At 45.0% G+C, this 15038-nt stretch carries 10 protein-coding genes and 2 tRNA genes; 9 read left to right on the forward strand and 3 right to left on the reverse strand.

What is annotated here, in order from left to right:
- Positions 1 to 3: 3 nt before the first annotated feature.
- Positions 4 to 972: a hydrogen peroxide-inducible genes activator gene (locus E5672_RS02520; protein WP_136780778.1), complete on the reverse strand. Its 969-nt coding sequence runs from the start codon at positions 970 to 972 to the stop codon at positions 4 to 6.
- Positions 973 to 1130: 158 nt separating this feature from the next.
- On the opposite strand from E5672_RS02520, the gene E5672_RS02525 reads away from it, so the two are divergent.
- From E5672_RS02525 to betI, 4 genes are all read left to right on the forward strand, one after another.
- Complete coding sequence (locus E5672_RS02525; protein ID WP_136780779.1) at positions 1131 to 1784, forward strand: carbonic anhydrase; 654 nt, start codon at positions 1131 to 1133, stop codon at positions 1782 to 1784.
- Between the two features lie 11 nt (positions 1785 to 1795).
- Positions 1796 to 3433 (forward strand): SulP family inorganic anion transporter, encoded by a 1638-nt coding sequence (locus E5672_RS02530; RefSeq protein WP_136780780.1) that lies wholly within the window; start codon positions 1796 to 1798, stop codon positions 3431 to 3433.
- Positions 3434 to 3684: 251 nt separating this feature from the next.
- Entirely contained in the window at positions 3685 to 6117 is a 2433-nt protein-coding gene (locus tag E5672_RS02535) for a TonB-dependent receptor domain-containing protein (protein ID WP_136780781.1), read from the forward strand.
- A 74-nt stretch (positions 6118 to 6191) separates the two neighbouring features.
- Positions 6192 to 6767 (forward strand): transcriptional regulator BetI, encoded by a 576-nt coding sequence (gene betI, locus E5672_RS02540; RefSeq protein WP_276606281.1) that lies wholly within the window; start codon positions 6192 to 6194, stop codon positions 6765 to 6767.
- Positions 6768 to 7024: 257 nt separating this feature from the next.
- Here betI and E5672_RS02545 read toward each other — a convergent pair whose 3' ends face one another.
- Together E5672_RS02545 and E5672_RS02550 are read right to left on the reverse strand one after the other, a co-directional pair.
- On the reverse strand, positions 7025 to 9100 hold the full coding sequence (locus E5672_RS02545) for a M13 family metallopeptidase (protein WP_136780782.1): 2076 nt from the start codon (positions 9098 to 9100) through the stop codon (positions 7025 to 7027).
- Entirely contained in the window at positions 9090 to 10415 is a 1326-nt protein-coding gene (locus tag E5672_RS02550) for a GNAT family N-acetyltransferase (RefSeq protein ID WP_136780783.1), read from the reverse strand. The genes E5672_RS02545 and E5672_RS02550 overlap by 11 nt, the downstream gene beginning before the upstream one ends.
- Before the next feature lie 118 nt (positions 10416 to 10533).
- Between E5672_RS02550 and E5672_RS02555 the strand changes: the two genes are divergently transcribed.
- The 5 genes from E5672_RS02555 (at position 10534) to E5672_RS02575 (ending at position 14990) form a co-directional block, all read left to right on the forward strand.
- Positions 10534 to 10992, forward strand: coding sequence for a regulatory protein RecX (locus tag E5672_RS02555; protein WP_136780784.1), 459 nt, complete (start codon positions 10534 to 10536; stop codon positions 10990 to 10992).
- A gap of 314 nt (positions 10993 to 11306) precedes the next feature.
- A complete protein-coding gene (gene alaS, locus E5672_RS02560) occupies positions 11307 to 13904 on the forward strand; it encodes an alanine--tRNA ligase (RefSeq protein ID WP_136780785.1) in 2598 nt (865 codons plus the stop codon).
- A gap of 134 nt (positions 13905 to 14038) precedes the next feature.
- Positions 14039 to 14230 (forward strand): carbon storage regulator CsrA, encoded by a 192-nt coding sequence (csrA, locus tag E5672_RS02565; protein ID WP_012517705.1) that lies wholly within the window; start codon positions 14039 to 14041, stop codon positions 14228 to 14230.
- Positions 14231 to 14784: 554 nt separating this feature from the next.
- Positions 14785 to 14876, forward strand: a tRNA-Ser gene (locus E5672_RS02570).
- Positions 14877 to 14913: 37 nt separating this feature from the next.
- A tRNA-Arg gene (locus E5672_RS02575) sits at positions 14914 to 14990 on the forward strand.
- The last annotated feature ends 48 nt before the right edge of the window (positions 14991 to 15038 follow it).

Genomic DNA, 15038 nt, shown 5'->3' on the forward strand with positions numbered 1-15038 from the left:
AGTTTAACGTTTTTGAATAGGGCTGGAGGCTGGGTTGACAATAGTCACCGCGTTCGACAGGCGAGTTTCAATTATCTCTTTTATGATAATTGATATTTCTCTAAAGGTCTTTCGTCCAGGCGCAGTGTTTCTCCACGCTAACGAATGCTGACGCTCTATAGGCATATCGGCAATCTCACACACATGAAGTGCTTCTGGTTTGTGTAACTCAGAATGGATATAAAGCCCAGGCAAAAAGGCGACGCCCATGCCCATTACTACCATTTGACGTAAGGTGTCTAGGCTGGTGCCTTCGTAATCACGTTGTAAATCTGCACCAATCTCATCACAAATACGCTGCACTTGATGATGAAAGTGATGTCGGTCTTCCAGTGTTAACACCTTCTCACCACTAATTTCTTCGGGCTTCACAAAGGCTTTTCCCGACAACTTGTGGTCTGAAGGGGTAACGAATTTTAATGGCTCTTTGAAAAGAGGTTGCGTGATCAATTGAGAGTTTTCTCCTGAAAGAGGAGAAAGAATTAAGTCATATTCACCACGCAGTAGACCGTGCTGAAGTGCATTGGGAGCACCTTCCCGTACATAAAAACGCAAGCCAGGCTTTCGTTTATGCAAATCAGGAAGTACAAAAGGAAGCAAATAAGGCCCGAGTGTAGGAGGGATACCTAATCTAAAGGTAACCATCTCACCTTCTGAAAGATCACGCGCTATTTCGCCGAATCTTTGTGAAGCCTGTAATACTTCTTCGGCAGCATCTAGCAGCGCTTTTCCTTGAGGGGATAAAAGCGTGCCGGTACGAGAGCGCTCAAATAGTGTTAAACCTAATAAATTTTCCAGAGCACTGATTTGACTGGTCAGAGTTGGTTGGCTAATTCCCAAAATTCCCGCAGCCTGTCTGAAACTTAGGTACTTCGCCACGGCTACAAAATAGCGGATTTGGTTAATTGACGGGGTCTTTCCGTTAAATTGCATGGTGAAAGTTGCCTTCTGTTACTAGACTCATAGTTGTTGGTGTTTAACACGTGATAGCATTTAGCTATCGCGAGTTAGTATATTAAACTATTAATCTATCAGGTGAAACTGGCGTAATTACATAATCATTACAATTATTAAAAAAATGGGAGTTATATATGGATCACGTTATCTCAGGTGTTGCAAAGTTCCAGAAGGAAGTTTACCCGAACAAAAAAGCAACATTTCAGAAACTGGCAAATGGACAAAATCCAGAGGTGCTTTTCATCACGTGTTCAGACTCGCGTATCGACCCTAACTTAGTAACTCAGACTGATCCGGGTGAGCTTTTCATATGCCGTAATGCCGGTAACATTGTTCCTCCTCACAGTAATCAAACGGGCGGTATGACAGCCTCTATTGAGTTTGCTGTTGCGGCACTAGGTGTTTCTCACATTGTTATTTGTGGCCACACTGATTGTGGTGCTATGAAAGGTGCCATTAACCCAGAAGGCTTAAGCGCGTTACCACACGTCAAAGAATGGTTGGGCCACTGCCGAGTAGCGACAGAAGTTGTTAAAGAACGCTGTGGGCATGCTGACTTGTCGCTAGAAGACTTGGAAGCGGTAACGAAAGAAAACGTTGTTCAACAAATTCAGCATCTTCGCACTCACCCGTCTGTTGCTGCGAAAATCGCTACAGGCCAAGTTAAGCTGCACGGCTGGGTTTATAACATCGGCGAAGGTGATGTACTTTGCTACAACGCTGAAAGCGGTGAATTTGAAGCCATGGACCAAAGCGCAGCTGAAGCACAGCTTACGCGTGGCGAATAAGGTCTAACATTATGGTAAAAATTAATCTTTCAAATTTACGAGGCGATTTTACCGGTGGTTTAACCGCCGGTATCGTTGCTTTGCCATTAGCGCTTGCACTCGGTGTTGCGTCAGGCCTAGGCCCTATGGCGGGTCTTTACGGTGCTATCGCGGTGGGCTTTTTCGCTGCCCTTTTCGGCGGTACACCAGCTCAGATATCAGGTCCTACAGGGCCGATGGTTGTTGTACTTGCGGGTTTGTTTGCGAGCCTATCCGGTGACGCCAGCCTTATTTTCACCGCCGTGATATTAGCCGGTATCTTTCAGATAGTGTTCGGCTTTTTAGGCGTAGGTCAGTATATACGCTTAGTGCCATATCCGGTTATTTCTGGCTTTATGTCGGGCATTGGTGCCATCATTATTATCCTGCAGTTGGGTAGGTTATTGGGGCACGAGCCTCCAGGCGGCACCATTGGCGCGTTGTCCTATCTGCCAACCGCACTTGCAGACATTGATTTTGCAACGTTGGCGCTAGGTCTTGGAACTCTGGTTATTGCCTATAAATGGCCACCACAGTTGGGTAAATATGTTCCAGGCGCACTGGCTGCGCTAATAATTGGTACGCTAGTAAGCCTTGCGCTTTCGGTACCTGTACTGGGCGACATTCCAACGGGTCTACCAAGTTTACATCTTCCTGTTTTTGAGCAAAGTAAGGCTCTGCTAATTCTTGAAGCAGCGTTCATCTTAGCGGTATTGGGGGCTATCGATAGCTTATTGACGTCACTTGTTGCTGATAACATGACACGTACTCGTCATGACAGTAATAAAGAGCTAATTGGTCAAGGTATCGGTAATACATTTGCTGGCCTTATCGGCGGTATTGCTGGTGCGGGCGCTACCATGCGTACGGTTGTAAACATCCGTAGCGGCGGTAAATATAACATTTCAGGTATGGTTCATGCGCTGGTGCTTCTAGCCATAGTGTTAGGACTTAGCCCGCTAGCGGCGCAAATTCCTCACGCTGTTCTTGCTGGTATCTTGGTTAAAGTTGGTTTAGACATCATTGACTGGAGCTACTTAAAGCGTGCACACAAAGGACCGCGCTGGGACTTTGGCCTTATGATCATGGTGCTAGCACTGACGGTATTTGTAGACTTGATTACGGCAGTGGGTGTAGGCGTGGTATTCGCAGCATTAGCTTACGTTAAGCAAATTGCTCAACTTCAAATTGAAGAGCTTAAGAAGATCCCTGAGTCGCTAAACGACCCTAAAGAAAATGAGCTACTGGAGTCTCTTAAAGACAAAGTATCCATCTTTAGCTTTGGCGGCCCACTAAGCTTTGGCGCGGCTGCCGATTTGGGCCACCACGTTCGTGAGCGTGTGAAGCCGGGTTCTAAAGTTACCATTCTAGACTTCTCGCGTGTTCCACTTATGGATGTATCGGCAGCTATGGCTGTTGATACGGTAACTTCAGATGCACTAGCAGCAGGTCGTCAGTTAGTTATCTGTGGTGCTAACGCCGAGGTCAATAAGGTGCTTGAGGGCGTAAATGAAGCACATCCAGGCATACCTAACTTTGAAACGTTGCACGACGCTTTGCTTTATGCAGAAAAGCAAGTAGCCGGGACTGAAAGCAAGAACACCAGCTTTCAAGCCGCAACGCAGTCGTAAGCTAATATCAAGGTAAGATAAACCTTTCCCTTTTGGCCCTCCGTAGTGAGGGCTTTTTTGTTTCTTTCACTTATTAACTTTAATTACGCAACCGCAATCTAAATCAACAAGCTGGCCTGAGCTTCCGTTGAACGTTAGTTATTAAATGAATCGCTTTTAAATTAATTGATTGTTCAATTAAACTTAACGCAAGTGTAACAATTCGCTTCTAAAGTGGTGCGCAAACTATACACAACTACTTTGGGAAACACATGAAATCACGCAATAAACTATCTGTAGCGATACTTGCAGCTCTATCATCTATGGCAGCGGTAACAGCACCTTTACCGGTTCTTGCCGAAGAAGCGGAACGTACTGACGAAGAGCGCATAGAAGAAATCACCGTTGTAGGGCGAAGCGTTTCTTACGCGAACAATGCAACGAGTGACGACATGTTTAAACAACAGGCTAATCTTAGCAGCGTGTTAGCTGCGGTTGATAACCTACCGGGTGTACTTATTAACGAAGGTGATACCTTTGGGGCCGATGATTGGTCAACGTCTATTGTTATTCGTGGCTTTCAAGTTAACTTAAACGAACAGCAAATTGGTATGACGGTAGACGGCATTGCCAACGGTAATTCAAATTACGGTGGTGGTGCAAAAGCGAATCGCTATATCGACACTGAAAACGTAAAAGGCGTTGAAGTTTCTCAAGGAACGGCGGATATCGCTTCCCGTTCACATGAAGCGCTAGGCGGAACACTGAATTTCACCACCATAGACCCATCTATGGAGCAAGGACTGGTTACTAGTGTGACAGCGGGTTCATTTGACGCGTCAAAATATTACGTGCGTTATGAAACGGGCGAAATTTTTAAAGATACCTACGCGTGGATAAGTCTTTCGAGCCAAGAAAGCTCTGACTTTATGCAGCAAGCAGCAGAGAACACCCGAGACCACTTAGCCATGAAGTTTATCTCTACGGTTAACGACGTGTCGCTTACGGGTTACCTGTCTTACGACGATACTCACGAAGATAACTATCAGCGCATTTATGGGCTGGCGCAATATGAACAAAACCCAGATTGGGATCAGTTAACCGACGAGTGGACAGGCGTGCCTTATCAAGATCAGGCATATCGCCGTGGCTGGTCTACGCTACGTGAAAATTTATTCGCCTATTTACAGGCAGAATTTACGATTGGTCAGGTCGATTTTATGACCAACGTGTATTATCACGACAATGAAGGCCGTGGTGAGTGGGTGCCTCCATATATCGTTGATGTTACTGATGACGGCGCAGAAGGCCATTCAGAGCTTGTGGTCGGTAATACGGTTTACGGCGGGCAACAGCTCGGACAAATTTACTTTGTGGATAGACAAGGCAATCAGCTAAGCCCTATTGAAGGATGTCAAAGCTCATTGACTTTCCCTTATGGTGGCGCAGGCGCTGAGTATGATCCGGGGTGTCACGAGCAAGGCGCAATTCCTGTGGGCTCATATCGTCATACTCATTATGATAAAGAGCGTATTGGTATTAATGCTGATGCAGTCTGGTACACCAAAGTTGGTGATTTTGATAATACGGTCCGATTTGGTATTTGGTGGGAAGACTATGAGCGAGGCGAGTCTCGTGATTGGCACAAAATTACTAATTCGTCTATTAGCGTCGATTATGACAACGTGCCTTACTGGGTGCAGTACGATAGAACCTTCCCAGTTGATACCTTAATGTATTATGTTGAAGATGAGCTTGATCTAGGCTTTGCCCGAATTCGTGCTGGTGCGAAGAAATTTAATGTCGATATTGAAAAAACGGACAACTTTGATTCAGCCAACAACTTAGCGGTAAATACTGATTCAGATACGCTATTCTCAGCGGGTATTGTTGCACCATTGCCATTTGAAGGGCTAGAGGTCTTTGCAGGTTACGGTGAAAACTTTGCGGCAATTAAAGATGCGCAACTAGAACGTAACGATACTGACCTTCGCTTTATAAAGCCAGAAACTGCTGACAACATAGACGTGGGTTTGCGCTACGCATCACCGGGCTTTAACGCCAGCGTGACTTACTACAATATTGAGTTTAACGACCGTATTCAATTTACCAGTAACGAAACTTCAGAGGGTATAGACTTTCTGGAAGCGGCCGCTGGTGGTTACAAAAACGTGGGCGGTATAGAGTCCAGTGGTTTTGAAATTTCAGCAGACGTCATGTTAACTGAAGAGTTCTCGTTGTTTACTTCGATTACCTTAAGCGATTCTGAGTACGTTGCGACGGTAGGTAGTTCAGGTACGCAATACGATACCCTTGCCGATGCCCAAGCGGCCATTGCAGACGCTGAAAACCCTGAGGTATCCCTGGTAGCCATTGAAGGTAATACGGTTATTGGTACACCTGACACTATGGCGGTTGTGAGCCTTGACTGGGCTCGCGATAACTACTTTGCTGGTTTGTCTACCAAATACGTTGATAGTCGCTACCTGGATATTGATAACGCTGCACAAGTTGATGACTATATAGTTAGCGACTTCTATATTGGCGGTTTTATCGAAAACATTGGCCCAGGTGTTGAAGAGCTGGAAGTGCGCTTAACAGTAAACAACCTGTTTGATGAAGACTATGCGTCTACTATTGCCCCAGGTGCATTTTGGATTGGCGCGCCTCGCGCTGTTGCAGTCAACGCACGCTTAACCTTTTAATCGTGATATCATGCCTGCGGCAGCATAGCGCTGTCGCGGGTTATTTTTTTAGATTTAAGGTTTGGAGTTGTAGCATGCCCAAGGTGGGAATGGAGCCAGTTCGTAAGAAACAATTAATTGAAGCAACGTTAGACGTGATGGCAGAAGTGGGTTATCACGGAACAACGATTAGCTTAATTAGTAAAAAAGCTGGGCTTTCTTCAGGGATAATCAGTCACTATTTTGGCGACAAACAAGGCTTAATTGAAGCGACCATGCGCCACCTTCTCGATGCGCTCAAAATTACACAGCGAATTGACGATCCGCTAGAGCGAATTGATTTCATTATCGAAAATAACTTTTCACAAACACAAGGCGCAAGCTCAGCCACTAATACCTGGTTTAATTTCTGGGCGCTGTCACTCCACAACGAAGGCTTACATCGTTTGCAGTGTATTAACCACAAACGTTTAGAGCGTAATTTAGCGTTTAGCTACCGCAAGCTACTCCAGCCTGAGCAGGTCAAAAACGCCGCAGCGTCTACTGCTGCATTAATTGATGGGTATTGGCTGCGTTATTCAATGGGAAGCGTAGGGAATGGCGACTTTTCAGAGGCTGTAGCACGCTGTAAGCAGTACGTTCGTGATTTAATTGCCCAATATGGAAGATAAACACGTATAGGGAAAATAAAAAGTAACCGTAAGATACATAAACACTTGCTGTTACTTTAGAAAAAACACTGAGCGAATACTGTGTAGAAAATCTAAAAAAGGGCGGTTCGAAATAAATCGAACCGCCCTTTTTAATTATCTACACTTTCTAAATGGGCTACATGAGCTATGCGGACTGGTATTAACTGGCGCCAGATACAAGTCGCTATCCGGCGCGAGATGCTAGCATGTGCTCACTAAGTGATTAACTCAACAAGTTACCAAATTCTTACACGCTCTTCTGGTGCAAGATAAAGTGCATCACCTGGTTTCACATCAAACGCTTCATACCATGCATCATGGTTTCTTGGCGCTTGTGCACGATAACGACCTGGTGCGTGTGTACCTGCGCGAAGTTGGTTCAGCATGCTTTCTTCGGTGCGCTTTTCTTTCCACACTTGTGCCCAAGCAAGGAAGAAACGTTGATCGCCTGTCAGACCGTCAATTACCGGCGCTTCCTTGCCGTTAAGGCTAAGTTTATAGGCATGGTAAGCCATGGCTAGACCACCCACGTCGCCAATGTTTTCACCCAAGCTGTTGCGACCGTTTACGAAGTTACCTTCAATAGGCTCGTACTGGCTGTATTGCTCGGCTAGCATATCTGCTTTTTCTTCAAATGCTGCGCGGTCTGCATCGGTCCACCAGTTGCGCTGAATGCCGTTTGCATCTGACTTCGAGCCTTGGTCGTCAAAACCGTGACCCATCTCGTGCCCAATAACCGCACCAATTGCACCGTAGTTCACAGCTGCATCGGCATTTGGGTCAAAGAATGGCGGTTGTAAAATAGCCGCTGGGAATACAATCTCATTGAACGAGCTATTGTAGTAGGCGTTAACGCGCTGTGGTGTCATACCCCAGCGATTGCGATCCGTTTTCTCTAGCTCACGTTCTACCGACTGGTCTTGGAAGAATGTGCGTAAGTTGCGAATATTACCCACTAGGTCTTTGTCGCTGATGGTTACGCCATCGAAAGACTGCCATTCATCTGGGTAACCAATTTTGGGGTTAAACGCCATTAGCTTTTCTTTCGCGTTAACCTTGGTTTCTTCGCTCATCCAGTCTAGGTTCTCAATACGCTCGCCTAGTGCTGTACGTAAGTTCTCAACCAATTCCGCCATTTGTTCTTTTGAACTTTCTGGGAAGTATTCGTTAACGTAAATCTTACCGATAGCAAAGCCCAGTGACTCGGTGCCAGACATCTGGCTAACTGCGCGTTTCCAGCGAGGGCGTGGCTCTTGCTGGCCGCTAAGTGTACGACCAAAGAAGTCAAAATTAGCTAGGTAGATATCTTCAGAAAGGAAGCCCGCATTGTTTGAAATAGTGTGATACTTCAAGTACGACTTCCAATCGGCTAAGTCAGCTTCGTTAATAATTTTAATAACGTCTTTTACAGGGTCAGGCTGTGAAATATTCAGCTCAGGCACCTTATAACCGGTTTGAGCAAAATACGTATCCCAATCAAAGCCCGGGTATGCGTCAGACAGTTTGCTGCGCTCAATTTGATTCAGCGTAAGGTCGCGGTCACGGCGCTTTTCGCGGGGCCACTGAATGTCTGCAATCTGTGTTTCTAGGGCAAGAATGTTCGCCGCTTTTTCAGCTGCATTTTCTTCGCCTGCAAAATTAAGCATTTGCTCGATGTGCGCTACATAAGCCTCACGAATTTTAACAAAACGTTCGCTATCGCTCAGGTAATAGTCGCGATCAGGAAGGCCTAAACCACCTACGCCAACACTTAACTGGTATTCGTTCGGGTCAAGGCGGTTGTACCACATTCCACCGTAAATAGGTGTGCTTGAACCTACCAACCAGCTATTGCCAAACGCTTTGGTTAGGTCAGTTCTATTTTCAATACTATCGATAGACGTAAGTACGTCCTGAATTGGCTCAATACCTTTTTCATTAATGGTATCGGTGTCCATATAGGCAACAAAGAAGTCATGAACAAGCTGCTCTTCTTCATTTAAAGACGTTTTCTCCATAAGCCCATCAATGATGTTTTTAACCTGCTCTTCACTGCGCTCTGCAAGACCCGTAAACGCGCCGTAGCGAGTTTTATCAGCGGGCAGTTCATAGTTGTCGTACCAAGTACCGCTAGCGTACATGAAGAAATCGTCACCAGGCTTCACGGCTTCGTTGCGAGCGGTCAAGTCTACGCCGAAAGAACCTAGCTCTGCTTCACCTTTCATCTCTGGTGCTTCAACTTTGCTGGTTTGGTCTTTTGCTTGCTCAGGCTGGCCACAACCTGCAAGGCCTAAAGATGCCGCAATTGCTACGGCAAGAAGTTTATATTTCATCATTTTTCTCGTTGTGATTATAAGTGTCGTCGTTAGGTGCTGTGACACTCGTTGTTTTTAAAGTAGGCACAAATTCCTTGTTAAACGGTAAAGCATTCCGTGCCTGATTAAAATAGCTTGCGATATGCGGCGTTTCTCGCTGTAAAAAGTCTGCTACAGCAGTGTGAAACGACACATGTTGTAATTTGTGATGTGAACGGCAATAAATGGGCTCGAAGCCACGAAGTATTTTATGTTCACCTTGGGTTCCAGGGTTAAACAGAGGAAGTTTTTTCTTGATGGCAAATTCAATGCCTTCAAAATAACAACAGGCAAAGTGCAGCCCGTCTATTTCTTCCAGCGCCCCCCAGTATCTGCCATACAGTCCCGTTTCATCGTAGAAAAACAAAGCGCTGGCTACCGCTATTTCATTCTTTAGGGCAGTCACAATAAGCATATTATCGCTTATGCTCTCCACAAGCTGCTCAAAGAAGGCATCATTTAAATATCCCACGTGACCGCTTCGTTTTAAATAGGTTGCTTTGTAACACTTTGTGAAAAACTGTAGCGTTTCTGGACTAATTTCACTTCCCGTATGGTGAACGAACTGTACGCCTTGCTCGTTCAGTTTGCGTCGACTTTTTTTGATATCTTTTCTTTTGCGGGATGTGAGCGCGTTAAGAAAATCATCAAAGTCTCCATATCCATAATTATGCCACTGAAATTGAACCGCGTATCGGGTCAGATAGCAGTTGGGCACACTAGTCTGAGTTTTAAATTGGTCGCTGGACAACTCATTGGCTAAATCACTGGTTTTAGGTTTGCTGCAATTTGTAAGTTGAGCGGATGTGCTTTCATTTGGAAATAGCCAGTGAAATGAGGATAAAGTCTCACCAAATACGGATTCTACATAGGTTTTTAATGTATTTTCCAATTCACTTAAAAGCGCTGGAGTAAGCGCAATGTGCCCATCAGAAAGTAGTCTAGCACCTGTTACGGGGGTGAAGGGGATAGCTGATATCCATTTCGGATAGTAGTCGATACCATGCTGTGCATAAGCATTAGCCCATGCGTGATCAAACACGTACTCACCATAGCTGTGGGTTTTTAGATAACCAGGAATAACAATCCCAACAGCCTCTTGCTGTTCTTGCCCAATAGCAATATGGCAAGGTTGCCACCCCGATTCATTACTACACGAGCCGCTGCGTTCTAGCGCATGCAAGAATTCATAAGAAAGGAAGGGACCAGCCTCTTTGGCGAGATGTTGCCAGCGCTCTTTCGAGAACTGTTCAATCGAATCTATTATTGTTATGCGATAGTTAGATGCTGTCATGCAGTTTACATCATGTAGAGGTTTAGTGCGTAAAACGCCAGATAGTCGCAATATACGAGTATTTAACGCTAAAATAACGCGGTTTCTACGTTTAATACAGAAGAGTAAGTTTACAAAAATGTCAGAGTTCGATCGAAAAATCATTACCGACGCGATTACTCGCATGCTGGCACGACGAGAACATAGCTTTAGCGAGGTAGTGCGAAAGTTACAGCAGAAGGGAATAGCGAGTGACGCATTTATGCCTATTCTGGAGGAATTCCGAGACGCTGATATCCAAAGCGATGATCGATTTGCCGAAAGCAGAGCGCGTGCTTTGTATTTAAAAGGGAAGGGGCCCCGCGCAATTAAGCTAGACTTACTGCAATACGGTGTGGATGAAAGTACTGCTGAACATGCGATGAGAGAAATCGACGCGGACTGGTTTGAAAGCGCTAAAAAAGTAAAACAGAAAAAATTTGGCGAGTTCTACGAGACCGAATTTGCGTTAAGACAGAAGCAGAAACAGTTTCTTCAGTATCGCGGTTTTTACCAGGAACATATTGAATATGCAGTCAGCGCGAACGAATCTAGCTAAAACGGATTTGGCGCAAACGATTGGGTTAAGGCCCCAGTTTCTTTGAAAATAGGTACTGTTGGCGATTCGTCTAATGAATAGTGGCTATTTTCGACTACTAAAAGTGGAATTTGAGCCCATCTTTCCCCCCGTTACACTTAACAAAATTGCGTCATCCGTGGTATTGTTGCGCAAATTTGTGTGCATTTTAATTATCCAGAGAGTTATAGCGAGGACTGGCGTATTGCGTATTCGCAAATTGCCCCGATTATAAAGCTCATCAGAACAGGCAAATCGCACGTTTCAAGAATAGAATAAAGGAAGTTAGGTTTTCAATGACATTATCAACTGCTGACTTACGTAACAAGTTTATCGATTATTTTAAAAGCCATGGCCACCAAGCGGTGGCGAGCTCGTCACTGGTACCGGCAGATGATCCCACACTTCTTTTTACCAACGCGGGCATGAACCAGTTTAAAGACTGCTTCTTAGGTGCAGAAAAGCGCAGCTATACTCGTGCGGTATCGTCACAGCGCTGTGTACGGGCAGGTGGGAAGCATAATGACCTAGAAAACGTAGGTTACACTGCTCGTCACCATACCTTTTTTGAAATGCTGGGCAACTTCAGTTTTGGCGACTATTTTAAGAAAGAAGCGATAGAATTTGCGTGGAATTTCCTTACCAAAGAAATTGGTTTGCCAAAAGAAAAGCTGCTAGTTACCGTTTATTCTGAAGATGACGAAGCTTTCGATATATGGGAAAACCAAATTGGTGTACCGAAGGAAAAGATTATTCGCATTAGCACGTCAGATAACTTCTGGTCTATGGGTGACACAGGTCCATGTGGACCTTGTTCTGAAATTTTCTACGATCACGGTGCGCACATTTGGGGTGGTCCTCCGGGAACACCAGAAGAAGACGGCGACCGTTTCATCGAAATTTGGAACCTGGTATTTATGCAGTTTAACAAACAAGCTGACGGTACTATGGAGCCACTTCCTAAGCCTTCAATCGATACCGGTATGGGCCTAGAGCGCATTTCAGCTATTTTGCAGAATGTGCATAGCAACTACGAGATCGACCTTTTCCAAAACTTAATTAAGTCGGCAGCATCAATTGTGGGTAGCGAAGATTTAGAAAATAAATCGCTACGGGTTATCGCCGATCACATTCGTTCATGCAGCTTCTTAATTTGCGATGGCGTTATGCCATCGAATGAAGGGCGCGGATACGTATTACGCCGTATCATCCGACGCGCTGTTCGCCACGGCTATCAGCTTGGCGCAAACGATATTTTCTTCTATAAACTGGTTGCATCACTTGCTAAAGAAATGGGTGAGGCGTATCCAGAACTTGTAGACCAGCTACCGGTAATTGAAAAAGTACTGCGTGTTGAAGAAGAGCAGTTTAGCAAAACGCTAGCCCGTGGTATGGCTATTCTAAACGATACCCTAGAAACCCTAGAAGGCGATACAGTTCCAGGTGACGTAGTGTTTAAGCTTTACGACACCTATGGTTTCCCTACTGACTTAACAAATGACGTAGCGCGTGAGCACGACCTTAAAATTGATGAAGAAGGTTTTGAAGCTGCTATGCAGGCGCAGCGTGCACGTGCACAGCAGGCAAGTAACTTTGGCGCAGACTACAACAGTAAACTCGCCATTGACCACACAACCTCATTTACCGGGTACACCGATGTAGAAGGCCAGGCGAATGTGGTTGAACTGATTGCCGACAATGCGTTTGTTGAGAAGCTTGAAGACGGTCAAGAAGGCGTTGTGGTGTTAGACAGCACACCGTTCTACGCTGAAAGCGGTGGTCAGGCAGGTGATAAAGGTGTGCTTCGCGTGGCAAACGGTGAATTCATTGTTACTGACACCCAAAAAATGGGTAATGCGTTTGCACACAAAGGTATTGCTAAAGGCTCGGTATCTAAAGGTGATACGGCAACCGCAGCGATTGATGCAGCAAATCGTGAAGCCATTAAAAAGAATCACAGTGCTACGCACTTACTCCATGCAGCCCTGCGTGAAATTCTAGGTGAGCACGTAACCCAGAAAGGTTCATTGGTTGAAGCGCCTCGCATGCGTTTTGACTTCTCGCACTTCGAGGCAGTAACGGCTGAGCAGCTAGCTGAGATTGAAAGACGGGTAAACCAAGAAATACGTGCAAACCACACGTTGGCAACTGAACTAATGGATTTGGATGAAGCCAAAGCATCAGGTGCTATGGCGTTGTTTGGTGAAAAGTACGACGAAAAAGTTCGCGTGGTAACCATGGGGCCTTTCTCTGTTGAGTTATGTGGCGGTACTCACGTTACGCGTACTGGTGACATTGGTTTGTTTAAAATTACCAGTGAAGCGGGTATTGCATCGGGTGTTCGACGTATCGAAGCGGTCACTGGCGAACATGCACTTGAAGTTGTGCAAACACAGCAAGCGACACTGTCTTCATTGTCTGCTTTATTGAAAACAGACAGCCAAAATGTACTTGATCGTGTAGTTTCTCTACAAAATCAGACTAAAGAACTAGAAAAAGCGCTCAATTCTGCGAAACAAAAACTGGCGAGTCAGCAAGGTGCTGATATGCTTAGTAATGCAGTAGAGATAAATGGCGTTAAAGTTCTTATTGCTAATTTGGAAGGTGTTGAAGCGAAGTCATTGCGTTCAATGATGGATGACATTAAAAACCGAATTGGCGAAGGGATCGTAGTATTAGGTGTGGCTAATGACGCGAAAGTGAATCTTATTGCTGGCGTTACTAAAAACCTCACTAGTAAAGTTAAAGCGGGCGAGCTAGTTAACTTTGTCGCATCACAAGTAGGTGGCAAAGGGGGCGGTCGCCCTGATATGGCACAGGCAGGTGGTGATCAGCCTGAAAACTTGGGACAAGCGCTAGATTCGGTTAACGCTTGGTTACAAGATAAGCTATAATTATTTTTGTGTATAACAGTGAGTTTTTGAAGTGACGCAGAAACATGGAATCACTGTCGCTTCCATCGGGTCGTGCCGATGGGTTGGCAAATCTTAATGGATGATGTTCAGTATTAAGGAACAGGAGCAAGAGAATGCTTATTTTGACTCGTCGAGTTGGTGAAACGCTTATGGTAGGTGACGATGTGACCGTTACCGTACTAGGCGTAAAAGGGAATCAGGTACGTATAGGTGTGAATGCACCAAAAGAAGTTTCTGTGCACCGTGAAGAGATATATATGCGCATTCAAGCAGAAAAAGGCGGTCAGCCAGGCTCTGCAGAATAATTGCATAATACGCTTCATAGGAAAAGGTCAGCTATTGCTGGCCTTTTTTGTTTTTCTAGCAATGCCCGCTAACAAAAACTTTGAAGCGATTGAAAAACATAAAATCAACAAGAAAGTGTTTTAGACATCAAGGAAGCTGTTAAATACAGTTTACTTAGCATGGCCTGCTATTTAACCTATACCTTTTCCATAAGCGATTCAGAAAACCTGAAATAGGCGTTTTATCAGCAGCCTTAGTGTGTAGGTAGCACTCTAGCGAGCAATACACAGCAGTGCAGCTGAATTGAGGCGAGAAAATTTAAAAATTACTGACATTATTTTTGAAAGTTTGAGCGCATTAACAAAGAAAAAGTGCCAATAAAGGTAAAGGGACCGTGTAGTTTCAAATACAAATTGGTTAATAGTGACAAATGAAATCTGATTTAATTGCTTGTATTGCGAACAAATTACTGGTTTTTTGCTCGAATCGTTTAAAATGGCAGCGGGTGAACAATTTCTTTATAAAAAAGGTTTGACTCAGGCCAATGAATCCGTAAAATGCACCCCGCAGTCAAGGAGAGGTGGGTGAGTGGCTGAAACCAGTTCCCTGCTAAGGAACCATACGCATATACGCGTATCGAGGGTTCGAATCCCTCCCTCTCCGCCATTATTCGTTGGCAGTGACGGCCAACAACAAGTTTTGCGCGTGTGTAGCTCAGCTGGATAGAGTACCTGGCTACGAACCAGGCGGTCGGAGGTTCGAATCCTTCCACACGCGCCACTTATTTTAAAGCGTCACCTTTTGAGGTAATATTCAAAAGTACAAAAG

The organism is Alteromonas portus (assembly GCF_005117025.1).
Taxonomy (GTDB): domain Bacteria; phylum Pseudomonadota; class Gammaproteobacteria; order Enterobacterales; family Alteromonadaceae; genus Alteromonas; species Alteromonas portus.

What these genes read in the sequence shown, in the direction of transcription:
- E5672_RS02535 (WP_136780781.1), top strand. Translation starts at nt 3,685, where the DNA reads ATGAAATCACGCAATAAACTATCTGTAGCGATACTTGCAGCTCTATCA.
- E5672_RS02520 (WP_136780778.1), bottom strand. Translation starts at nt 972, where the DNA reads ATGCAATTTAACGGAAAGACCCCGTCAATTAACCAAATCCGCTATTTT.
- E5672_RS02555 (WP_136780784.1), top strand. Translation starts at nt 10,534, where the DNA reads ATGTCAGAGTTCGATCGAAAAATCATTACCGACGCGATTACTCGCATG.
- E5672_RS02545 (WP_136780782.1), bottom strand. Translation starts at nt 9,100, where the DNA reads ATGAAATATAAACTTCTTGCCGTAGCAATTGCGGCATCTTTAGGCCTT.
- E5672_RS02550 (WP_136780783.1), bottom strand. Translation starts at nt 10,415, where the DNA reads ATGACAGCATCTAACTATCGCATAACAATAATAGATTCGATTGAACAG.
- csrA (WP_012517705.1), top strand. Translation starts at nt 14,039, where the DNA reads ATGCTTATTTTGACTCGTCGAGTTGGTGAAACGCTTATGGTAGGTGAC.
- E5672_RS02525 (WP_136780779.1), top strand. Translation starts at nt 1,131, where the DNA reads ATGGATCACGTTATCTCAGGTGTTGCAAAGTTCCAGAAGGAAGTTTAC.
- alaS (WP_136780785.1), top strand. Translation starts at nt 11,307, where the DNA reads ATGACATTATCAACTGCTGACTTACGTAACAAGTTTATCGATTATTTT.
- E5672_RS02530 (WP_136780780.1), top strand. Translation starts at nt 1,796, where the DNA reads ATGGTAAAAATTAATCTTTCAAATTTACGAGGCGATTTTACCGGTGGT.
- betI (WP_276606281.1), top strand. Translation starts at nt 6,192, where the DNA reads ATGCCCAAGGTGGGAATGGAGCCAGTTCGTAAGAAACAATTAATTGAA.